The 21,086-nt window shown below is 46.0% G+C and carries 20 protein-coding genes, 1 tRNA gene and 1 pseudogene; 5 read left to right on the top strand and 17 right to left on the bottom strand.

Annotated elements, in window-relative coordinates; genetic code table 11:
• Positions 1-33 precede the first annotated feature (33 nt).
• The 7 genes from AOB49_RS04755 to AOB49_RS04725 are packed head-to-tail and all read right to left on the bottom strand — an operon-like array spanning position 34 to position 9,361.
• A complete protein-coding gene (locus tag AOB49_RS04755) occupies positions 34-639 on the bottom strand; it encodes a class I SAM-dependent methyltransferase (RefSeq protein ID WP_342667198.1) in 606 nt (201 codons plus the stop codon).
• Entirely contained in the window at positions 611-1,813 is a 1,203-nt protein-coding gene (locus tag AOB49_RS04750) for a tryptophan--tRNA ligase (protein ID WP_062308567.1), read from the bottom strand. Before AOB49_RS04750 ends, AOB49_RS04755 begins: the two co-directional genes overlap by 29 nt.
• 31 nt (positions 1,814-1,844) lie before the next feature.
• Positions 1,845-2,693: a 3',5'-nucleoside bisphosphate phosphatase gene (locus tag AOB49_RS04745; protein ID WP_062308565.1), complete on the bottom strand. Its 849-nt coding sequence runs from the start codon at positions 2,691-2,693 to the stop codon at positions 1,845-1,847.
• Positions 2,694-2,702: 9 nt separating this feature from the next.
• Entirely contained in the window at positions 2,703-3,806 is a 1,104-nt protein-coding gene (zapE, locus tag AOB49_RS04740; protein ID WP_062308563.1) for a cell division protein ZapE, read from the bottom strand.
• Positions 3,807-5,243: a dihydrolipoyl dehydrogenase gene (gene lpdA, locus AOB49_RS04735; protein WP_062308561.1), complete on the bottom strand. Its 1,437-nt coding sequence runs from the start codon at positions 5,241-5,243 to the stop codon at positions 3,807-3,809.
• Between the two features lie 11 nt (positions 5,244-5,254).
• Complete coding sequence (gene odhB / locus AOB49_RS04730; RefSeq protein WP_062308559.1) at positions 5,255-6,460, bottom strand: 2-oxoglutarate dehydrogenase complex dihydrolipoyllysine-residue succinyltransferase; 1,206 nt, start codon at positions 6,458-6,460, stop codon at positions 5,255-5,257.
• A 42-nt stretch (positions 6,461-6,502) separates the two neighbouring features.
• Positions 6,503-9,361 carry a 2-oxoglutarate dehydrogenase E1 component gene (locus AOB49_RS04725; RefSeq protein ID WP_062308558.1) on the bottom strand — a complete coding sequence of 953 codons (2,859 nt, stop codon included), beginning with the start codon at positions 9,359-9,361 and terminating at the stop codon, positions 6,503-6,505.
• A gap of 297 nt (positions 9,362-9,658) precedes the next feature.
• Between AOB49_RS04725 and AOB49_RS04720 the strand changes: the two genes are divergently transcribed.
• Positions 9,659-10,363 carry an excisionase family DNA-binding protein gene (locus tag AOB49_RS04720; RefSeq protein ID WP_062308556.1) on the top strand — a complete coding sequence of 235 codons (705 nt, stop codon included), beginning with the start codon at positions 9,659-9,661 and terminating at the stop codon, positions 10,361-10,363.
• Positions 10,364-10,445: 82 nt separating this feature from the next.
• Here AOB49_RS04720 and AOB49_RS04715 read toward each other — a convergent pair whose 3' ends face one another.
• Positions 10,446-10,730 (bottom strand): H-NS histone family protein, encoded by a 285-nt coding sequence (locus tag AOB49_RS04715; protein ID WP_062308555.1) that lies wholly within the window; start codon positions 10,728-10,730, stop codon positions 10,446-10,448.
• Positions 10,731-10,930: 200 nt separating this feature from the next.
• Positions 10,931-11,350, bottom strand: coding sequence for a PaaI family thioesterase (locus tag AOB49_RS04710; protein WP_062308553.1), 420 nt, complete (start codon positions 11,348-11,350; stop codon positions 10,931-10,933).
• A gap of 139 nt (positions 11,351-11,489) precedes the next feature.
• Here AOB49_RS04710 and AOB49_RS04705 point away from each other — a divergent pair, with 139 nt between their 5' ends.
• From AOB49_RS04705 to AOB49_RS04690, 4 genes are read left to right on the top strand one after another with little or no spacing between them, the layout of a single operon-like run.
• A complete protein-coding gene (locus AOB49_RS04705) occupies positions 11,490-12,368 on the top strand; it encodes an enoyl-CoA hydratase-related protein (RefSeq protein ID WP_062308551.1) in 879 nt (292 codons plus the stop codon).
• Between the two features lie 11 nt (positions 12,369-12,379).
• Positions 12,380-13,612, top strand: a complete 1,233-nt coding sequence (locus AOB49_RS04700; RefSeq protein ID WP_216634646.1) for a CaiB/BaiF CoA transferase family protein — start codon at positions 12,380-12,382, stop codon at positions 13,610-13,612.
• 29 nt (positions 13,613-13,641) lie between these two features.
• A complete protein-coding gene (locus tag AOB49_RS04695; RefSeq protein ID WP_062308549.1) occupies positions 13,642-14,634 on the top strand; it encodes a Bug family tripartite tricarboxylate transporter substrate binding protein in 993 nt (330 codons plus the stop codon).
• Positions 14,635-14,686: 52 nt separating this feature from the next.
• Entirely contained in the window at positions 14,687-15,424 is a 738-nt protein-coding gene (locus AOB49_RS04690; protein ID WP_062308547.1) for a GntR family transcriptional regulator, read from the top strand.
• Between the two features lie 24 nt (positions 15,425-15,448).
• Here AOB49_RS04690 and AOB49_RS04685 read toward each other — a convergent pair.
• From AOB49_RS04685 to infC, 8 genes and pseudogenes are all read right to left on the bottom strand, one after another.
• Positions 15,449-15,525 (bottom strand) — tRNA-Pro (locus AOB49_RS04685).
• 61 nt (positions 15,526-15,586) lie between these two features.
• Positions 15,587-15,901: pseudogene (locus tag AOB49_RS04680) on the bottom strand (MerR family transcriptional regulator); the annotation flags it as partial.
• Positions 15,879-16,202 carry an integration host factor subunit alpha gene (locus tag AOB49_RS04675; protein WP_062308544.1) on the bottom strand — a complete coding sequence of 108 codons (324 nt, stop codon included), beginning with the start codon at positions 16,200-16,202 and terminating at the stop codon, positions 15,879-15,881. The gene AOB49_RS04675 and the pseudogene AOB49_RS04680, both read right to left, overlap by 23 nt.
• 42 nt (positions 16,203-16,244) lie before the next feature.
• Positions 16,245-18,704: a phenylalanine--tRNA ligase subunit beta gene (pheT, locus tag AOB49_RS04670; protein WP_062308542.1), complete on the bottom strand. Its 2,460-nt coding sequence runs from the start codon at positions 18,702-18,704 to the stop codon at positions 16,245-16,247.
• 31 nt (positions 18,705-18,735) lie between these two features.
• Complete coding sequence (pheS, locus tag AOB49_RS04665; protein WP_062308540.1) at positions 18,736-19,782, bottom strand: phenylalanine--tRNA ligase subunit alpha; 1,047 nt, start codon at positions 19,780-19,782, stop codon at positions 18,736-18,738.
• Positions 19,783-19,811: 29 nt separating this feature from the next.
• Complete coding sequence (rplT, locus tag AOB49_RS04660) at positions 19,812-20,177, bottom strand: 50S ribosomal protein L20 (RefSeq protein ID WP_011902675.1); 366 nt, start codon at positions 20,175-20,177, stop codon at positions 19,812-19,814.
• 25 nt (positions 20,178-20,202) lie between these two features.
• The gene (gene rpmI, locus AOB49_RS04655) at positions 20,203-20,400 is read right to left on the bottom strand and encodes a 50S ribosomal protein L35 (RefSeq protein WP_011902674.1); all 198 of its coding nucleotides are present in this window, start codon (positions 20,398-20,400) and stop codon (positions 20,203-20,205) included.
• Positions 20,401-20,539: 139 nt separating this feature from the next.
• Entirely contained in the window at positions 20,540-21,079 is a 540-nt protein-coding gene (gene infC, locus AOB49_RS04650; protein WP_407070231.1) for a translation initiation factor IF-3, read from the bottom strand.
• Positions 21,080-21,086: the final 7 nt, after the last annotated feature.

Below are 21,086 nucleotides of genomic sequence, written 5' to 3'. Positions count from 1 at the left end.
TTGTCACCGAATATGCACCGATTTTTAGCTGTATTAACCTTGAAATTGTAACGGAATGCGCCCTTTTAAATGGCCTTTTACAGCGCAAATGCGCTGAACCATAGCCGGTTTGGGTTGGTCGAGGTAAATATCCTCGTAGGCCAGCACCTTCAGCTTGGATTCTTGGGCCAAAGTGAGCAATTCACCGGGTTTTAATAGAAAATCGGGGTTAGATGGCTTGCCAAATTGAGCATTACCATCAGCAAAGGTTTCGTAAATCAATACACCGCCCTCAATCAGCATTTTTGGCAAAAAAGCCAAATAAGGTCGATACAGGTAGTTGGTCACCACAATGCCAGCAAGTTGCAGGTCATGGAGGGGCCAATCCGATCCCTCTAGATCGTACTTTTCAACTTGAATTAGTGGATCTTGTAGATTTTGCAGGGCAGCAATATCACGATCAACCGCCAACACCGAGTGCCCTAAGCTAGCCAGCAAAACAGAATGTCTACCGCTACCGCAGGCCATATCTAGGACAAGCCCCTCTTTGGGTATGGCTTGAGCAAAACGATGCACCCAAGGCGAAGCATCAGATGTCACACCAGACATATGCGGCAAGTTTTGTCCGTGGTTAATCGTATGCCAAACCCATGGACTCACGCACTTCACGCATGGTCTCTTGAGCAACCTTGCGCGCTTTATCGCAACCATCTGCGATGATAGAGCGCAAAAGACTTGGGTCATCTAAGTATTTTTGGGCACGCTCAAACATCGGCTGCTGCTCTGCCAAAATGGCATCAATCACGGGCTGCTTACATTCCAAACAACCAATGCCTGCCGACTTGCATTCTTTTTGAACCCAGGTTTTTGTCTCTTCATTTGAATAAACCGTATGCAACTGCCAAACTGGGCAACGGGATGGATCGCCGGCATCCGTTCTACGCACTCGAGCTGGATCGGTAGGCATAGTGCGAATTGAGCGCATGACTTCCTCAGGCTTTTCACGAATGCTGATCGTATTGCCATAAGACTTAGACATTTTTTGACCATCAATACCAGGCATCCGAGAAGCAGCAGTAAGCAAAGCTTGCGGCTCTGGCAGAATAATTTTGCGCGCACCCTCTAGAAAACCAAACAATCTTTCGCGATCCGCCATTGAGAGACTTTGCGCCTCTTGAAGCAAGGCCTTGGCCTGCTCCAAAGCTTCATCATCACCGCGCTCCTGAAATGCGATCCGCAGTTCCGCATACATCTTGGCGCGCTTGCTCCCAAGTTTTTTGACAGCTTCCAAAGCTTTCTCTTCAAAACCGGGCTCGCGACCATACAAATAATTAAAGCGCCGCGCCACCTCACGAGTCATCTCCACATGGGGAACTTGATCTTCACCAACAGGGACAAATTGAGCGCGGTAGATCAAAATATCAGCGGCCTGGAGCAATGGATAACCTAAGAAACCAAAGGTCTGCAAATCTTTCTCTTTGAGCTTTTCAATTTGATCCTTATAGGTGGGAACACGTTCTAACCAACCCAATGGCGTACCCATAGAAAGCAATAAAAACAGCTCTGCATGCTCAGGAACCTTGCTCTGAATAAACAGCGTTGCTTGATTGGGATCCACTCCACAAGCAAGCCAATCAATCACCATATCCCAGACAGATCGCTCGATCACATCAGGCGTCTCGTAGTGGGTTGTTAGCGCATGCCAGTCCGCCACAAAAAAGAAGCAAGGGTATTCGGACTGCAAGCGAACCCAATTCTTAAGAACACCATGGTAATGGCCTAGGTGCAAACTACCAGTTGGTCGCATGCCAGAGAGAACGCGTTCAGCAAACATCTTGATCTTTATTATTTAAGAGTAAAAAAGGTTAATGAAAAAGTGACCACACCGGTGTTAAATGCTCGGGCAAATGCGGCAAAGTTCCGAGATCGGTATAACTTTCACCTGGATCATGAAAATCAGATCCTCGGGAAGCTAAAAATCCATAGTGCTGTGCAATCTTGCCATAAGTCTGATATTGATTTGGACTATGACTTCCGGTGATCACTTCGATCGCCACGCCACCGATTTCCTTGAAGTGTTTATATAACTCATCCATCTGCATGGCATTAAGCTTGTAGCGCCCTGGATGAGCAATCACAGCAACACCACCAGCACCTTTAATCCAAGCTACGGCATCATCCAGGGTAGCCCACGAATGTGGAACATAACCTGGCTTATCTTCAACCAAATAGTTTTTGAAAACATGGTCGGTATCCCGGCAAACGCCCTGCTCCACTAAATAGCGTGCGAAGTGAGTTCTCGAAATCAACTCATGGTTACCGGCAAAATGCAGGGCGCCTTCATAAGCACCTGGAATCCCAGCCCTGAGTAATTGATCTGCCATTAATTTGGCACGATTGCCGCGGCCTGCACGAGTTTGGCGCAAACCCTCCAAAATCCCAGAATGGGTAGCGTCAATCCCAAGCCCGACTATATGGATGGTTTGCCCCATCCAAGTGACTGAAATCTCAACCCCAGAGAGATAGTTCATTCCCAAGGCTTCGGCAGCACCCTTCGCACGCGACTGGCCGCCTAACTCATCATGGTCAGTCAACGCCCAAAGATGAACCCCGTTAGCATGCGCACGTTCAGCCAACTCCTCAGGACTTAAAGTCCCGTCGGAGACGACAGAATGGCAGTGAAGATCAGCATTTATGCTGGAATTGCTAGACATGACCCTATTTTAGGTCAAGCTGGTGTCAATCACTCGACGGGGAGCATCTAAATAGTCGCGGGACTGCATTTCTATGAGGCGGGAGACCGTTCTGGAGAATTCCCCGGTAATTTGGCCCTCTGTATAGAGCTCCGTGGCAGGAACCTCCGCTGAAATGATCAATTTGATCTTATGGTCATATAAAACATCAATTAACCAAATAAAGCGACGGGCCTCATTGGTCATTTTGGGGGGCATGTAAGGCACCCCCGACAGAATGACCGTATGAAACTGGTTGGCAATCTCCAAATAGTCGTTTTGTGACCGAGGACCACAACACAGGGTCTGAAAGTCAAACCAAACGACCCCTTCGGCCATATGAAGCGGCCTGAGTTCGCGAGACTCAATTCGAAGGACAGGCCTAGAAGTTTCCTTTTGATTGCCAATCAGCGTTTGAAACATTTGCATGAGGGTTACATGTGTTTCAGCAGTTAAAGGGGTGAGATAAGCCTCCACTTGGGCCATCTGCACTCGACGGTAATCATTACCAGCATCCACGTTCATCACATCAAGCTTGTCTTCTAGCAACTTAATCGCAGGTAGCAAACGATCGCGATGTAAGCCATTTGGATAAAGCGTACTTGGCTGATAGTTGGAGGTCATCACAAACTGCACGCGATCCTCGAACAGGGCGCTGAGGAGGCGATACAAAATCATCGCATCAGCAATGTCATTGATATGAAACTCATCAAAACAAATCAGTCGATAGCGCTTAGCAATTCTTTTGGACAATTCATCTAATGGATCGGCTAAGCCGGATAGCTCATGAAGCTCGCGATGAACTTCACGCATGAACTCGTGAAAGTGAATACGAATTTTTTTCTCTAAAGGTGAGGCCGCATAAAAGCAGTCCATGAGAAATGATTTGCCTCTACCTACTCCGCCCCAAAGATAAACACCGCGAGGCAACTTCGGCTTAAAGAGTTTCTTTTTTAATCCACTACTGCGAATTTTTTTGTAGGCAATCCACTCATCTTCACAACGCTGCAAGCGCTCGATGGCAGCAAGCTGCGCGGGATCACTTTGATACCCGCGCGCCTTTAACTCTTGATGGTAATACTCTAATGCTTTCAATTACATATTTAATGCGCGTGAATCTGTCGCTAAAGCGGCTTCGCGCATCACTTCAGACAAGCTTGGATGCGGATGACAGATACGAGCAATATCTTCAGCTGCCGCTTTGAACTCCATCGCTACAGCAGCTTCAGCAATTAAATCAGAAGCATTTGGTCCAATAATATGAACACCCAGGATTTCATCGGTCTTAGCATCTGCAAATACCTTTACGAAACCATCGGCACGATCCATACCTAGAGCACGACCGTTAGCGGCAAATGGGAACTGGCCCGCTTTATAAGCAATACCAGCCTCTTTGAGTTGCTGTTCGGTTTTACCAACCCAAGCAATTTCAGGATCAGTGTAGATAACCCAAGGAATGCAGTTGTAATCGATATGAGGTTTTTGGCCAGCGATAACTTCAGCAACCAACACGCCTTCGTCTTCAGCTTTATGCGCCAACATAGGTCCACGCACGACGTCACCTACCGCATAGACCCCAGGAGCAGCGGTTGCGCAAGTATGGTCATCAATTGGAATGAAGCCACGCTCATCTACTTTCAAACCAATCTTATCTAGACCTAATTTCTCAGTATTTGGAACGCGACCGACAGAAACAATTAAGCGATCACACTCAAGCTTCTGAGCCTTACCTTCGCTATCGGTGTAGTTAACAACAACACCCTTTTTATCGGCCTTCACTTCACCGATCTTCACGCCCATATTGAGCTTTAGGCCCTGCTTCGTAAAAATCTTCTGGGCTTCTTTTGCGATGCCTTGATCACAAGCACCCAAGAAAGTTGGCAGAGCTTCAAGAATAGTGACATCAGAACCGACACGACGCCACACAGAGCCCAATTCCAAGCCAATCACACCCGCGCCAATCACGCCAAGCTTCTTAGGAATGGAGTCAAATTTAAGACCGCCTTCGTTATCGCTAATCAGAACGTTATCAACAGGAATGTTCGGCAAATGACGAGCCTTAGAGCCAGTAGCAATAATCACATTCTTCGCAGTAACAGTCTCTTTATCTTTGCCATCAATTTTGACCTGATAGCCATCAGCGCCCTTACCTTCAAATGAAGCGTGACCCTTTAATAAAGTGATTTTGTTTTTGCGGAATAAGAATTGAATACCCGCAGTCATCTTGGTAACAATCGCATCTTTACGAGCGATCATCTTTCCAGAATCCAACTTCACCGAACCAACGGTAATGCCATGATCAGCCACATGATGACTAATCTTTTCAAACTCTTCAGAAGAGGCCAGCAAGGCTTTGGAAGGAATGCAGCCTACATTTAAGCAAGTGCCGCCTAGGCGTGGTTCACCCTTTGGATCATCGTAAGCATTCGATTCAGCGCAAGCTACCTTAAAGCCCAATTGCGCAGCACGAATAGCGGCGATGTAGCCACCGGGGCCACCACCAATAACCAATACATCAAATGATTGACTCATGACTATCCCTCTTACAAATCAAGAAGGAGACGTGAAGGATCTTCCAAAGCATCCTTCATAGCAACCAAACCAAGCACAGCTTCACGACCATCAATAATGCGATGGTCATAAGACAATGCAAGATAGTTAATTGGGCGAACGACAACCTGACCGTTTTCCACTACTGCACGTTCTTTAGTTGCATGAATACCCAAGATTGCAGACTGCGGAGGATTAATAATTGGAGTAGAAAGCATAGATCCAAATACACCACCGTTAGAGATGGAGAAGGTGCCACCAGTCAACTCTTCAATAGATAACTTGCCTTCGCGCGCTTTCACGCCAAACTCTGCAATCTTCTTCTCGATATCAGCTAAATTCATTTGATCAACATCGCGCAAAATAGGTACCACTAAACCACGTGGCGAACTCACTGCGATACCGATATCAAAATAACCGTGATACACGATGTCATTGCCATCAACGGAAGCATTTAACAATGGGAATTTCTTTAATGCATGAGTTGCTGCCTTAACAAAGAAAGACATAAAGCCCAACTTCACACCGTGAACTTTCTCAAACTGATCTTTGTACTTATTGCGCATCGCAATTACTGGGGCCATATTGACTTCATTGAATGTAGTCAAGATGGCATTGTTAGCCTGGGATTCAAGCAAGCGTTCAGCAATACGTGCACGCAAACGGCTCATTGGTACGCGCTCTTCTGGGCGATCACCAGTAGGAATTGGTGCGCTTGGTAGAGCAGATTTTGCGCCACCAGCAACAGCATTCAACGCATCTCCCTTGGTAACACGACCATCACGGCCAGAGCCGGCAACTTGACCAGCGCTGATATTATTTTCCGCAAGAATTTTAGCAGCAGAAGGTGCTGCAGAAGCCCCGGATGATTTAGCAGAAGCGGCAGCTGGAGTCGCTACGGCAGCAGGAGCAGCAGCCGGTGCTGGCGCGGTTGCAGAAGGTGCAGCAGAAGCAACCGCAGTGCTATCAATTTTTGCAATCAACTGCTCTGCAACAACAGTGCCACCGTCAGCAACAACAATTTCTGTCAATACACCAGCAGAAGGCGCTGGAACCTCCAATACCACTTTGTCTGTTTCAATTTCAATCAAGATCTCGTCTTGACCAACAGCATCTCCGACTTTCTTCTTCCATTGCAACAAAGTAGCTTCTGCTACTGACTCAGAGAGCTGAGGAACTTTAACTTCAAAAATAGCCATGATTAATCCTATTTAATGTTTGTATATGAGCGATGTCTACGATTACTTCGTAATGACATAACCCTTGAGTTTTGCAAATGCTGCTGTCAAAAGAGATTTCAATTGTTCCTGGTGAAGATGGGCATATCCACAAGCGGGCGAAGCTGATGCAGGACGTCCGGCATATCCCAACTTCATTCCCTCAGTCATGTTCTCCAAAATATTGTGCTGAACAAAGAACCAAGCGCCTTGATTTTGTGGTTCGTCCTGACACCACACAATCTCTTCAAGATTTGGATACTTCTTCAACTCAGCAGCCAAAGCTTTATGCGGGAATGGATACAACTGCTCCAAGCGAATGATTGCAACTTCGTCCTGCTTCTTCTCAGTACGAGTTTTAGCTAAGTCGTAATAGACCTTACCAGAGCACATCAAAAGTCGGGTCACCTTTTTCGCATCAATGGTTTCATCACGCTCAGGCAGAATGGTTTGGAATCCACCCTTAGTAAACTCAGTCAACGGTGAAGCAGCTTCCTTGTTACGCAACAATGATTTTGGAGTCATCAAAATCAGGGGTTTGCGGAACTGACGAATCATTTGGCGACGCAAGACGTGGAAGATTTGCGATGCTGTAGTTGGTTGAATCACCTGCATATTGGTGTCGGCGCATAACTGCATGAAGCGCTCTAAGCGTGCAGATGAATGCTCTGGGCCTTGACCCTCATAACCATGAGGCAACATCATGACTAAACCATTTGCGCGACCCCACTTCACTTCGCCTGAAGCAATAAATTGGTCGATAACTACTTGAGCACCGTTGGCAAAGTCGCCAAACTGCGCTTCCCAAATAGTCAAAGTATTTGGCTCTGCTGCTGCGTAGCCATACTCAAAGCCAAGAACCGCTTCTTCGGAAAGAATGGAGTCAATGACAGTAAATGGTGCCTGATCTTTAGTAACGTGCTGAAGCGCCACATAAGTTCCGGTATCCCATTTTTCGCGATTTTGGTTATGCAGAACAGCATGACGGTGGGTAAATGTACCGCGACCGCTATCCTCACCAGATAGGCGCACTGGGTAGCCACTAGCTACTAAGGATGCGAAAGCCATATGCTCCCCCATGCCCCAGTCGATATTGGCTTCACCGCGACCCATGGCAGCACGATCTTTATAGACCTTCTCAACCAGTGGATGCGCTTTAAAGTCATCAGGAATCGTAGAGATCTTCTCAGCCAAGCGCTTCCACTCTGTTAATGGAATTGCTGTATCGGCCTCATCGGTCCATTTTTTATTTAAGAATGGTGCCCAATCTACTGCAAACTTACCCTTAAAGTTACTCAAAACCGGGTCGGATGTCTGCTTACCTGCATCCATGGCTGCACGATATTCTTTGACCATCAAGTCGCCAGTACCTGCTGGCAATACGCCTTGGGCTTCTAACTTATCGGCGTACAACTTACGCGTGCCAGGATGGGCTGCAATAATTTTGTACATCAAGGGCTGAGTCATTGCTGGCGTATCTTGTTCGTTGTGACCCAATTTACGGAAGCAAACGATATCCACCGCCACATCTTTATGGAACTGAGTGCGGAATTCCACAGCCAATTTTGTTGCCAATACCACCGCCTCAGGATCATCACCATTGACATGCAATACCGGCGCATCAATCACTTTCATGATGTCGGTGCAATACAAGCTAGAACGCAAATCGCGTGGATCAGAGGTGGTAAATCCAATCTGATTATTAATCACGATATGCACTGTTCCACCTGTGGAATAACCGCGAACCTCAGCCATCGCGAGAGTTTCCTGCATCACGCCCTGGCCTGCGATCGCCGCATCACCATGAACCAACACTGGCATCACTTGCTCACCCAACATATCTCCGCGACGCTCCATACGAGCGCGCGCAGAACCCTCAACCACAGGGTTAACAATCTCTAAGTGGGAAGGATTGAATGCTAGTGATAGATGAACTGGACCAGCCGGAGTGGAAATATCACTCGAGAAACCTTGGTGATACTTCACATCGCCTGCTGGCAATGTCTCTGGGCCCTTGTGCTCGAACTCAGCAAACAAATCTGTAGGCATTTTGCCTAAAGTATTTACCAGCACGTTGAGACGGCCACGGTGGGCCATGCCAATGACAATCTCTTGAACGCCTTTAGCACCAGCCTCACGAATCAACTCATCCATACAGGCAATGAAGCTTTCACCACCCTCTAGTGAGAATCGTTTTTGACCAACGTATTTCGCTTGCAGATAGCGCTCCAAACCTTCCGCCGCTGTTACGCGATCTAAGATTTGACGCTTCTCATCAACATTAAATCTTGGAGCCGAACGAATCGACTCTAACTTTTCTTGCCACCATTTTTTAATCTTCTGGTCGGCGATATACATGTACTCAGCACCAATCTTGCCGCAGTATGTATCACGCAGAGCTTGCAATAAATCACGCAAGCTCATTTCATTCTTACCAAAGAAGGTATTGCTTGTGTTGAAGACGATATCCATATCGCCATCAGTAAAGCCATAGAAAGCTGGATCTAATTCAGGAATATCAGGACGCTCACTGCGCTTTAACGGATCAATATCCGCCCAACGATTACCAACGTTGCGATATGCCGCAATTAACTGCTGAACAGCTACGCGCTTGCGACCCATTTCTGAATCCGCAGAATCCGCAGAAACCGTTCTAATCGGACCCTGCTTTGCGCGCTCCGCAAAGGAAGCAACAATAGGACCATGGGCAACGTCGGTTCGAGAAGAACCGTCGGCTGCAGGCTTTTGCTTCACATTATCAAAATAGTCTCGCCAATGATCGGCAACGGAAGCCGGATCGTGCAAGTAAGATTCGTAGAGTTCCTCTACGTAAGGGGCGTTTCCACCGAAGAGATAGGAATTATCTCTTTGATCCTGCATCATGATGCTCACCTTTCATCGGGTTTCCCGAATAAAAACTGTGGTTAAAACCATTCGCTCTACGGCTATACCGCTTAACGAATTGATCTGTGCGAATACTGTTACAACCTCGTTAATTTAACACGATTACCCTTTGACACATAAAGGGCTTTCCCTGATTTATAGGGGGTTGGGGGTATTTCCCTATTTAGAGGCTGAATAAGAATTTTCCTACCCTCATTTAAACCGCTCCTGACAGATTCCTTCATTATTGATTCGTATTCTCTAAATCTTCAAATGAATTAATGGGATTAATAAAATATGAAAGCAATAACTCCAGAAATGGAATATTTAAGCACTAGACAAAGCGCCAAGGTGTTACAGGTTTCTTTAGGAACAGTACAAAAAATGGTTGAATTGGGAGAGTTAATTGCATGGAAAACCCGTGGCGGCCATCGGCGCATACTAGCAAGCTCCCTAGATCAGCAGTTAGCACGCCGAAAAAGAGCCATGCGTCAAAAATCAACTCAAAATTGCATTGCTATGGGTATATTCCGGAGAATTGAAAATAGCCATGAATTAATTGAATCTATCCAGTCCTGGCAATTAAAAGTTGACATGGAAGTTTCGGTAGATAGTCTCGAGGGGCTGATGAAGGCAGTTTCCATTACTCCAGATTTAATATTTTTGGATGCCCTGATTCCACCAGTAGAGCAAGTGCATCTGATTCATTATTTGAGCAAAAACAAGGACACACAGCGTATTCCGATACTGGTGGATGAAGAATTCATCAAACTCCATCCGGGTGTGATGGGATTAGCAGATGAAAATACCTTGGGCGTCAGGTCTGGTCACCCCCAAACCCTAAAAAAGGAGCTAGAAACGGGGTTAATCGATCAAAACCCTCTCATTATTGGCTACCCAGCAACCAATCCAGACCCAGAACTGATTCTTGGTGACGCAAATAGACACCAATTACTGGAATCCGTTTTCATTCAAGCCCTCAATAGAAAATGCACTCAATAACGGCAATATAAAGATAAAAAAATAAGGCTGATGGGTTAAATCATCAGCCTTATTTCTAATAAAATTTATTTAAATCAATAACTTATATCAAGTAGTTACTGCGATCTCTACCCTCGATCCATTTAGGTGCTTTGCCGCGACCTGTCCAGGTTTCACCAGTAGCAGGATTGCGGTATTTTGGAGCCACCTTACCACCGCCACTGCGAGCACCAGATTTACGACTAAATAGATCAGAAGCCGTTAAATCATATTGCTCAATAATCAGTTTTGCCTTGGCAATTCCATCAGCCTTTTCACGCTGAATAGCTTCTTTAATCTGCTTGTCCAGCTGTTCGCGCTGCGCTAATAGCTCTTTATATGAAGACATGTATGAGTTTCTCCGAATATTAGTTTTATAAGAAAACCACAACTGGTTATCCCGTCTGAGAATTATATTAGCTTATTTATGATTATGTAAATATATTTAATATGAACAAAAAACCATATAAATTAGAGGTTTATATACATAATAGTTACATTAATAATATAATCGTTATAAATAATATATATATTATTGCGCTAGCAATCTTATTTTCTTAGCATAAAAGTACCGCTGGCTTTAGCAGTCACTTCGCCCGCTTCATTTAGAACTACAGCCTCACAATAATTCACAGTCTTTCCGGCCTTTAGAACCGTACCCTCAACAGCAATATTTCCAACGCTTGGGCGCAAAAAGCTCACACTCATATCAATCGTCATGGCACCCAAAGGCTGGTTGGTTGTGCTGCGTGCAGCTGCGCCCATAGCAAAATCCAACAGTGTCATCACCACCCCACCATGGGCAATCTGAAAACTATTCTCAAATTCTGGCCTCACCACGAGGCTGATCCGCGACTTACCACCCTCCGCATATTCAGGCACAACACCTAAATGGGCCAAAAAGGGAATTTTGAGCCCAAAAAATTCAGTAGAAAGGTCACCAGCCGGCTTAGGATCAGCTAAGTTCATAAAAATATTCTCCTATTTATTCGGATATTTAAAAAAAGTATTGTTAAAAAAACATAACTAGGTCTTATGATAGTCCAGTAGATTATAAATTCTTAAACTTTATTCGGATAATCTGTATAACCTAACCATTGGAGATAGCATGAGCCTCAAACCAGAAAAACCCTACAAGGATATCCTTTTTGAAGTGAAGGACCAGGTTGCCTGGATCACAATCAATCGCCCAAGAGTCTTAAATGCCTTTCGCGAGCAAACTTTGGACGAGATGATTGATGCGGTCAAGTTAACACGTGAAGACCCTTCAATTGCATGCGTAGTCTTTACCGGCGCAGGCGATAAAGCCTTCTCAGCAGGTGGTGACTTTTACGCAATGAAGCGCCTCACCTTCACTAATGGCTCGATGTGGAATGATCGCATGTTGGGGCTAGCAATGGCCATTCGCGGAATACCAATTCCAGTGATCGCCATGGTAAACGGATGGTGTGTTGGTGGAGGTCATGAATTAGCACTTTGGTGCGACCTAGTGATTGGCTCAGAGAAATCGGTGTTTGGACAAACTGGCGCTAAGGTTGGAGCATGTCCTACCGTAGGTGCGACGCAATACCTGCCTCGAATTGTTGGCGAACGCATTGCTCGCGAAATGATTTTTCTTGCCAAACGCTTTGAAGCAAAAGAAGCCGAAAGAATTGGTTTGATTAATAAATGCGTTCCAGAAAAGGATCTCCTTACTGAAACATTAGCATGGTGTGAAAATATTAAGTCCAATAGCTCACAAACTATTCGCATGACTAAGAAGAGCTTGAATTTTGAATCTGATCAGCTCTATGCATCATGGCAACACGGCATGGAACTACTTGCTTACGTCTGGGGATCAGAGGAAAGTCTCGAGGGAATGAATGCATTCTTAGAAGGTCGCAAACCAGATTTCCAACAATTCCGTTTAAAAAATAAAGCTGCTCTAGAAGAGTACATGGATGGCTTCCGCAAGAACCTCAATGCACCTCCAGATATGCGCGATTAATATTGATGGGAATGAGTATGCAAGAAAAAAATCTCGCTAATTCGCCAGTGAATACTGGGGCACTAGCAGGATTTAAAGTGTTAGATCTCAGCCGAGTTCTGGCCGGACCCTGGTGCGGCCAGTTTTTAGGTGATTTAGGCGCTGAAGTTATCAAAGTAGAGTCTCCTAACGGTGGTGACGACACTCGCGGATGGGGGCCGCCGTTCCTTGAAGGCGAATCCGCCTACTTTCTGGGGTGCAATCGAAATAAGCGTGGCATTACGATTGACTTTTCACAACCCGAAGGTCGAGAGCTCTTAGCGTCACTCATTCCAAGGTTTGATGTACTGCTTGAGAACTTTAAAAGTGGAACGCTGGAAAAATGGGGGTTTGATTCCGCATGGTTTGAAAAAAATGCCCCTTTAGTTGTCCGCTGTTCCATTACCGGATATGGCAGCGCCGGCCCTCAAGCTGGACTTCCGGGCTACGATTTTATTTTGCAAGCTGAATCGGGATTAATGAGCATCACAGGCGATCCCAATGGTGAATCATCAAAGTATGGCGTTGCCATTGTCGACCTCGCCACAGGAATGATGGCTGCTAATGCCATTCAAGCTGGCTTATTGGCGCGCTATAGAACTGGAAAAGGCCAAGCTGTAGAGGTGTCCTTATTTGATACTTCGATTGCTCTTCTTGCCAACGTAGGGAATAGCCATCTAGCCACTGGAAAAGATGCGGGACGCTATGGCAATGGCCACCCCACGATTGTGCCCTACACTACTTTTACTTGTAGCGATGGCGTCATCGCGCTTGCTGTTGGTAACGATAAGCAATTTGTAAAGCTCTCTGAAATCCTCCAGCATCCTGAGTGGGCGGAGGATGAAAGATTTAAATCAAACGCAGCAAGAGTGAATAATCGATCCGCTATTGAAGGGTTAATTAGAAAAGAATTAATTCATTTCTCAAGCAGCCAACTCATCGCACTGCTTCGTAAGAATGGCATTCCAGTAGGACAGGTGAATACCGTCAAAGAAGCGCTTGCTACAGAGCAGGCGCAGGCAAAAGAGATGGTAATTGAGCTTGAGCATAAAAAGATCGGTAAATTCAAAACACTAGGCACTCCTCTAAAGATGAATCAAACCCCTAGCTCGATTCGATACGCACCCCCACTTCTTGGAGAGCACACTGAGCAGGTTTTAACTCAGTATCTCGATTTGAGTGAACATGAAATTAATGAATTAAAAAATAAAAAGATAGTTTCTTAATAGCCTTAAAAATTACCTGCGGAGAGACAATGAAAAGCTTCACAAATTTAAAGTTTTTTTTAGTAGGACTTACCATCCTAAGCTCTATATCCTCGGTAGCCTGGGCCCAAGCTGACTCATACCCCAATAGACCGGTCAAACTTGTCATCACTTGGCCTGTGGGTGGATTTGCAGACACCCTAGGAAGAGCGCTGGCAACCCAAATGACCACCCTCTTAGGCCAACAAGTTGTCGTTGAAAATCGCGGTGGCGCAAACGGAATGATTGGCGCTGATTTGGTTGCCAAATCCCCAGCAGATGGCTACACCCTGATGTTTCAGTCGGTTACCTCACATGCAATCAATCCATCTATGTATGGCAAGACTCCTTATTCAACAGAAAAAGATATTATTCCGATTGCTATTGTTGGCTCAGTACCTATGTTGCTTGTTGCAAATACCAGCTTTCCGCCAAAAAACATTAATGAGTTGATTGCCCTTGCAAAAAAGGATCCAGATGGAATTGCATACGCAAGCTTTGGTAACGGCAGCGCAAGTCATCTAGCGGGCGCACTCTTTACCAATCAAGCAGGAATAAAAATGACACACGTTCCATATAAAGGAGGTGCGCCTGCAATTACTGATACTATCAGCGGTCAGATACCTCTGAGTTTTTCAGCATTTGGATTAGCACTACCCCACGTTAAGGCCGGAAAACTCGTTGCCCTTGGAACCACCAGCTCCACTAGGGCCAAGCTCTTACCAGATGTCCCTACCATTGCCGAAGCTGGCAATCTAAAAGACTATGAGATGTCAATTGTTTATGCAGTATGGGCTCCCTCTGGAGTGCCAGCACCGATCCTGAGTAAATTGAGCAAAACTATTGAGCAAGTCATTACATCTAATTCCTTTAAGGAAAAAGTGGTTGCTGATGGAGGTGATGTGATGAATCTAACAACGCCTGCTGAAAGTCAAATTTACTTTCAAAAAGAAATGCAGCGTTTAAGCAAGATTGTAAAAGACGGCAATATTAAGGCGGACTAATATGAGCACCAAGTGGACCAAAGTGATTAAAGATAATAGCCAGTTGCAATAAATGAGTCTCAAACAAACGCTGTATCAAAAAATTAGCACTACTCTCTCCGACCGCATTGTCAGTGGAGAATACCCGCTTGGTACCAACCTTCCAACGGAGGCGAATTTATGCGAAGAATTTAAGGCCAGTCACCATACCATTCGAGATGCGCTCAAACTTTTGATTGAGAAAGGGCTGATTAGCCGCCGTCCCGGGGCTGGCACCAAAGTCATTGCTGCAAGTGAGCCCACTGTTTTTGCCCATGTGGCGGGCGATCTGCGTCATCTATTTAGCTATCCACAAAATACAATTCGTCAAAACATTCTCCAACAGCATGTCGTAAGTGATCGTATTCTGTCGCAATTACTAGACTGCCCGATTGGCACACCTTGGTTCAAGATCGGAGCACTAAGAAGGCTTGATGGAAACTCCCAACCTTTATGTTGGACTGATTTTTACATCCTGCCCCGCTACTCTGATGTCGTTAAACATAAATCGCACTTTAGCATTCCAGTACACGAGCAAATAGAAGCGCTTTATGGAGAGCGAGTTGAGAGTGCTAAAGTCAAAATTAGCCTCACAAAATTAGATGCGGAGATGGCAAAAGAACTTGATGTCCCGAGCAACTCCTCCGCTCTTCGAATCGTGAGAAGTTACCAAAATGTCCAAAAAAATGCGTTTGAGATCACCGTAAGCTACCACCCAGAGGGTAGATACGATTGTGAATTAAATTTTCATCGTGAATTAAGGCCGAGATAAAGAAGATCATCGCACCGAAGAAGATGGTCGGGGCGAGAGGATTTGAACCTCCGACCACATGCACCCCATGCATGTACGCTACCAGGCTGCGCTACGCCCCGACAAGAGACTAAATTGTAGCAGTATCTATTTAGAGAGAATTTGAAGAACTGCCTGCAATTCATCACGCAGACGCAATTCGCCGCGTGCCTCATCAAGGCGATTGCGGGCACCGCTAATCGTGAAGCCCTCTTCGTATAAAAGCGCCCTAATCTTGCGAATTAAGACGACTTCATGATGTTGATAGTAGCGACGGTTACCACGACGCTTCTGGGGACTTAACTGAGTAAACTCCTGCTCCCAGTAACGCAAAACATGGGAACGCACACCGCAAAGTTCTGCGACCTCACCAATTGTGAAATAGCGCTTAGCAGGAATTGGGGGGAGCTGCGAACTAGGCAGCGCCGACCCAGTATCAAATACGGTTTTCTCGAGCATGTGACTCAACTACATCCTTGAGCTTTTGACTAGCATGAAAAGTAACTACACGACGAGCAGCAATCGGAATCATTTGGCCCGTTTTTGGGTTTCTACCAGGACGTGCAGATTTATTACGCAATTGAAAGTTTCCAAAACCAGAAATCTTTACCTCAACACCCGATTCCAGGGATTTACCAATACGGTCAAAGAACGCATCAATCATGTCCTTTGCTTCACGCTTATTCAGGCCAACCTGATCAAAAAGTGCTTCTGAAAGTTCGTTTTTGGTAACGGTGTCATTGTTCGCTAGTTCAGTCATTACTAAGCTCTTTTCGTACTGTATATGTTTCTAATACTAAACCTAGCGCAGACGAGCTGCGCAATTTTTCTCTAGTGAGGCTAATAAGGTCATCATAACCGCTTCAATTTGGGCATCCTGCAATGTTTCCTGGGGGTTTAATAAAGTAACGCGGAAAGCCAAACTCTTTTCATCGTCAGCCATGCTACTCGAACCGGCCTTCGGCTTGAACTCATCAAAAAGCTCCACCGCCCTTACTAAAGCCTGTTTGCTTGATGCCATTGCATCCATCAAGGATTGAGCGGAAACATTTTGCTTTACTACAACTGCTAGGTCACGTTGCACTGCAGGAAACTTACTCAACTCCTCAGGCTGAGGCAAGCCCAATTCACGAACAGCCTCCAGATCGAACTCAAATAGCACCGGCGCTTGCGGTAATTCATAAACTTGCTGAAGCGCTGGATGTAATTCACCAATCCAGCCAATATTACGCTTACCACTAGAGCTTAGCAATTGAATTTGGGCGCTACGTCCTGGATGTAACGCAGGATGAACTGCGGCTTCAGTAGTGAAATGCAGCGGATCCAGTACACGCTCTAGATCGCCCTTTACGTCAAAGAAATCTACAGCCCGTGTAACACTTGCCCACTGCTCGGGAATAAATGTGCCATAAGCTAAACCGCCGACTCTCTGCGGCTGATAAAAGCTAGCCACTACCCCGGGTCCTTCTTGAACATGAGCGTCTCGCTTAAATACACGACCTGCCTCAAACAAGCGGACGCGACTTGCACCACGATTTAAATTGGATTTGAGGTTAGCTAAAAGTCCACCCCAAAGATTACTGCGCATAACACCGTATTGACTGGCAATTGGGTTAACAACAGCGATCACATCTTTTTCTGTGACACCTGCTAAGCGCTGCTCACTCTCAAGGTCCGTAAAACCAAAATTCACCGCCTCTTGGTAACCTTGTAAAGCTAAACGTTGGCGCAATAGATGAATGCCACGCTTTGCCTCAGCTTTTGCACTCATCTTTAAAGAGGAGGTTGGTGGCACATCAGGAATATTTTCAAAGCCGTACATACGTGCGACTTCTTCAATTAAATCCTCTTCAATTTCAATATCAAAACGATAGCTTGGTGGCGTGACGACAAAGACGTCATTAGCTTCGTGCTTAAATTCAAATCCAAGACGCTGAAATACATCAGCGATAATTTCACCGGTCAACTGGATGCCAATCACCTTCATGGCACGCGACATCCTCATTCGCACGGGCTTGCGTTCGGGCAAGGCCAAAACATGATCATCTATAGGGCCTACTTGGCCACCACAAACCTCAACAATCAAAGCGGTTAAATATTCTAAACAGTTAACAGTATTTTGAGGATCGACACCACGCTCAAATCGATGCGCAGCATCAGTACTGAAATTAAAGCGGCGAGCACGTCCCTGTATTGCGGAAGGTTGCCAGTAAGCCGCCTCCACATAAATATTTTCTGTGTCATCACTTACAGCGCAGTGATTGCCACCCATGATTCCAGCTAAAGCAACTGGACCCGTTTGATCCGCCACCACACCCGCATCTTGAATCTTGCCGGCCGTGTCAGGACCCTGCAAGGTCACCGTCTGTCCATTTAACAGCTCAAGAGTTTCACCGGATTTAGCCCAGCGAACCGATAAATCACCAGTCAACTTATCGATATCAAATACATGGGTTGGTTGACCCATTTCTAGCATGACATAGTTTGATAAATCTACTAAAGGCGAGATACTACGTTGGCCAGCACGTGCCAAACGTCTCACAATCCAATCCGGAGTTTTTGCCTGGGGATTTACACCGCGAATCACGCGACCCGCAAAGCGACCACACAGGTCGGCACTCTCAATGCTAACCTTCAGCTTATCTTGAATAGATACTGGCGCCGAAGTCCACTGGGGTGCGCATAAGCTAGCACCAGTAATTGCCGAAACCTCGCGAGCCATACCGATAAGCGATAGGCAATCTGCTTTGTTAGGCGTTAATTTGATAACAAAGATTTGATCGTCTAGATCAAGATACTGACGAATGTTTTGTCCAACTGGTGCATCCGCGGGTAACTCTAAGATGCCCTCGTGATCATCACCGAGTCCAAGTTCGCGACCAGAGCACAACATGCCTTGGCTCTCTACTCCACGCAACTTACCCACCTTAATCATGAAAGGCTTGCCACCAGCTTCTGCCGGGGGTAACTCCGCGCCTACCAATGCACAGGGAATCTTAATGCCCGCGCGCGCATTGGGCGCACCACAAACAATTTGCAACTCTTGGCCAGTACCAGCATCAACTTTACATACACGCAAACGATCCGCATCAGGATGCTGCTCTGCCGACAAAATCTGAGCCACCACAATCTTAGTAAATGCAGGTGCAACTGAATGCTGTTCTTCCACCTCAAGACCAGCCATAGTCATTGCATGGCCTAAGGCATTGCTATCGAGGGAAGGATTGACGTATTGGCGTAACCAAGATTCAGAAAATTGCATATGCGCTATCTACTATTAGAAGGTTAGCTAATTAAGCTGGGAATTGCGCTAAGAAACGGAGATCGTTCTCAAAGAAAAGACGTAAATCATCAACGCCGTAACGCAACATAGTTAGACGCTCTAAGCCAGAGCCGAAAGCAAAACCGGTGTAACGCTCTGGATCAATACCCATATTGCGCAATACATTTGGGTGTACTTGTCCCGCTCCAGAAATTTCCAACCAACGGCCAGCTAGCTTACCGCTTCCAAAAGCCATATCGATTTCAGCGGAAGGTTCAGTAAATGGGAAATACGATGGACGGAAACGCACTTGAAGGGCATTTGTCTCAAAAAAAGTTCTTAAGAAATCGGTGTACACGCCTTTGAGGTCGGCAAAGGAAACGCTCTCAGCGATCCACAATCCCTCCACCTGATGGAACATCGGCGAATGAGTAGCATCACTATCCACACGATAAGTTCTGCCTGGCGCAATCACTTTGATTGGTGGCATAACATCTGTGTTGGCATATTTTTTAACGTGCTCACTTGCATAGCGAACCTGAATGGGGCTAGTGTGCGTGCGCAACAACAAAGGCTTCCCATTGGAATCTTTGCCATCAACATAAAAGGTATCCTGCATTGATCGAGCAGGATGATTTTCAGGACTATTTAAGGCTGTGAAATTAAACCAATCAGTTTCAATTTCAGGTCCATCAGCCACATCAAAACCAATCGAACGAAAGATCTCTTCAACGCGCTCCCAGGTACGCATCACAGGATGCAGGCTACCTACTGCTTGGCCACGGCCAGGCAAAGAAACGTCGATCGATTCGGCCGCAAGGCGTTGCGACAAAACAGCATCGGCTAACGCTTGGCGACGCTCTTGTAATGCAGCTTCTACTTGAGTTTTGATTTGATTAATTTGGGCGCCAGCACTCTTACGTTCATCAGGCGACATTCCACCAAGCGCCTTAAGACGCTCAGTGAGAACACCTGACTTACCGAGATACTTGGCTTTCGCGTCCTCTAGAGCTGCCGCATCGGCAGCTCCGAGGAAATCACGTTTAGCATCCTCGACAATGTGGTCGAGAGAAACCATTGCAGCTTAGTTTTTAAATGAACTAAGAATTAAGCTGCAGCGTTTACTACGGATTTGATCCGAGTAACCAAAGCAGCAAATGCTGCTTTGTCAGCAATGGCCATATCAGAAAGCACTTTGCGGTCGAGTTCAATCGCAGCCTTCTTCATACCATTCATGAATACGCTATAGGTCATGTCATGCTGACGAACTGCCGCGTTGATACGAGCAATCCACAATGCGCGGAATACACGTTTCTTGTTACGACGGTCACGGTATGCATATTGACCAGCACGCATAACTGCTTGCTTAGCGATACGGAATACATTTTTACGACGTCCACGATAGCCTGTTGCGGCATCGGTGATTTTCTTATGACGGGCTCTTGCTGTAACCCCACGTTTGACTCTTGGCATTTAAATTCTCCTATCTAGTCTGAGGTTAAGCGTAAGGAAGCATGGAGCGAATTGACTTAACGTCTGCCTTCGCAACTTCAGTGGAACCACGCAAATGACGCTTGTTCTTTGTGGTTTTCTTAGTGAGGATATGGCGTTTGAAAGCCTGACCTCGTTTGATCGTTCCGCCTGCGCGAACCGTGAAGCGCTTTTTAGCGCTACTCTTACTCTTCATCTTGGGCATAAAGCACCCCTTCAATTACTTGTGCAACATAGGTGGCAACCGACGGTTACTCTTCCTGTACCCAGAAGCACTTCAAACTACCAGCGTTTCAGTTATTCACTGACAACGCCTCCCTACATAAGAACCAGGTAAAACCCAGTTACTTAGCCTTACGAATGGGGGCCAATACCATCACCATCTGGCGGCCTTCCATTTTTGGAAACTGCTCAACTTGGCCATACTCTTGTAAGTCCAACTTCAAACGCTCCAACATTCTGACTCCGATTTCTTGATGGGCCATTTCACGACCCCGAAACCGCAGCGTAATCTTTGTCTTATCGCCATCCTCTAAAAAGCGGATTAGATTGCGTAGCTTTACACCGTAGTCGCCATCATCTGTGCCGGGACGGAATTTTACTTCCTTCACCTGAATCACTTTTTGCTTAAGCTTAGCTTCATGCAAACGTTTGGCTTCTTGGTACTTGAATTTGCCGAAGTCCATGATACGGACTACAGGTGGCACAGCTGTCGGAGCAATTTCCACCAAATCGGTTTCTTTCTCTTCAGCTAAAGCCAAGGCTTCACTCAACTTAACTACACCGATGGGCTCCCCATCCATTCCAATCAGACGCACTTCAGGAGCAGTAATTTCCCGGTTTATGCGCTGCGATTTATCAGTAGCGATCTTCTTAATTCCTATAAAAAAA

The organism is Polynucleobacter sinensis, from assembly GCF_001595985.1.
GTDB classification, from domain to species: Bacteria; Pseudomonadota; Gammaproteobacteria; order Burkholderiales; family Burkholderiaceae; genus Polynucleobacter; species Polynucleobacter sinensis.
The sequence above is the reverse complement of the archived record's forward strand: the minus strand, read 5'-3'. Positions and strand labels throughout refer to the sequence as shown.

Coding starts and splice junctions, on each gene's coding strand:
- AOB49_RS04750 (WP_062308567.1), bottom strand. CDS start 1,813: ATGTTTGCTGAACGCGTTCTCTCTGGCATGCGACCAACTGGTAGTTTG.
- AOB49_RS04745 (WP_062308565.1), bottom strand. CDS start 2,693: ATGTCTAGCAATTCCAGCATAAATGCTGATCTTCACTGCCATTCTGTC.
- lpdA (WP_062308561.1), bottom strand. CDS start 5,243: ATGAGTCAATCATTTGATGTATTGGTTATTGGTGGTGGCCCCGGTGGC.
- odhB (WP_062308559.1), bottom strand. CDS start 6,460: ATGGCTATTTTTGAAGTTAAAGTTCCTCAGCTCTCTGAGTCAGTAGCA.
- AOB49_RS04725 (WP_062308558.1), bottom strand. CDS start 9,361: ATGATGCAGGATCAAAGAGATAATTCCTATCTCTTCGGTGGAAACGCC.
- AOB49_RS04720 (WP_062308556.1), top strand. CDS start 9,659: ATGAAAGCAATAACTCCAGAAATGGAATATTTAAGCACTAGACAAAGC.
- AOB49_RS04715 (WP_062308555.1), bottom strand. CDS start 10,730: ATGTCTTCATATAAAGAGCTATTAGCGCAGCGCGAACAGCTGGACAAG.
- AOB49_RS04710 (WP_062308553.1), bottom strand. CDS start 11,350: ATGAACTTAGCTGATCCTAAGCCGGCTGGTGACCTTTCTACTGAATTT.
- AOB49_RS04705 (WP_062308551.1), top strand. CDS start 11,490: ATGAGCCTCAAACCAGAAAAACCCTACAAGGATATCCTTTTTGAAGTG.
- AOB49_RS04700 (WP_216634646.1), top strand. CDS start 12,380: ATGAGTATGCAAGAAAAAAATCTCGCTAATTCGCCAGTGAATACTGGG.
- AOB49_RS04695 (WP_062308549.1), top strand. CDS start 13,642: ATGAAAAGCTTCACAAATTTAAAGTTTTTTTTAGTAGGACTTACCATC.
- AOB49_RS04690 (WP_062308547.1), top strand. CDS start 14,687: ATGAGTCTCAAACAAACGCTGTATCAAAAAATTAGCACTACTCTCTCC.
- AOB49_RS04675 (WP_062308544.1), bottom strand. CDS start 16,202: ATGACTGAACTAGCGAACAATGACACCGTTACCAAAAACGAACTTTCA.
- pheT (WP_062308542.1), bottom strand. CDS start 18,704: ATGCAATTTTCTGAATCTTGGTTACGCCAATACGTCAATCCTTCCCTC.
- pheS (WP_062308540.1), bottom strand. CDS start 19,782: ATGGTTTCTCTCGACCACATTGTCGAGGATGCTAAACGTGATTTCCTC.
- rplT (WP_011902675.1), bottom strand. CDS start 20,177: ATGCCAAGAGTCAAACGTGGGGTTACAGCAAGAGCCCGTCATAAGAAA.
- rpmI (WP_011902674.1), bottom strand. CDS start 20,400: ATGCCCAAGATGAAGAGTAAGAGTAGCGCTAAAAAGCGCTTCACGGTT.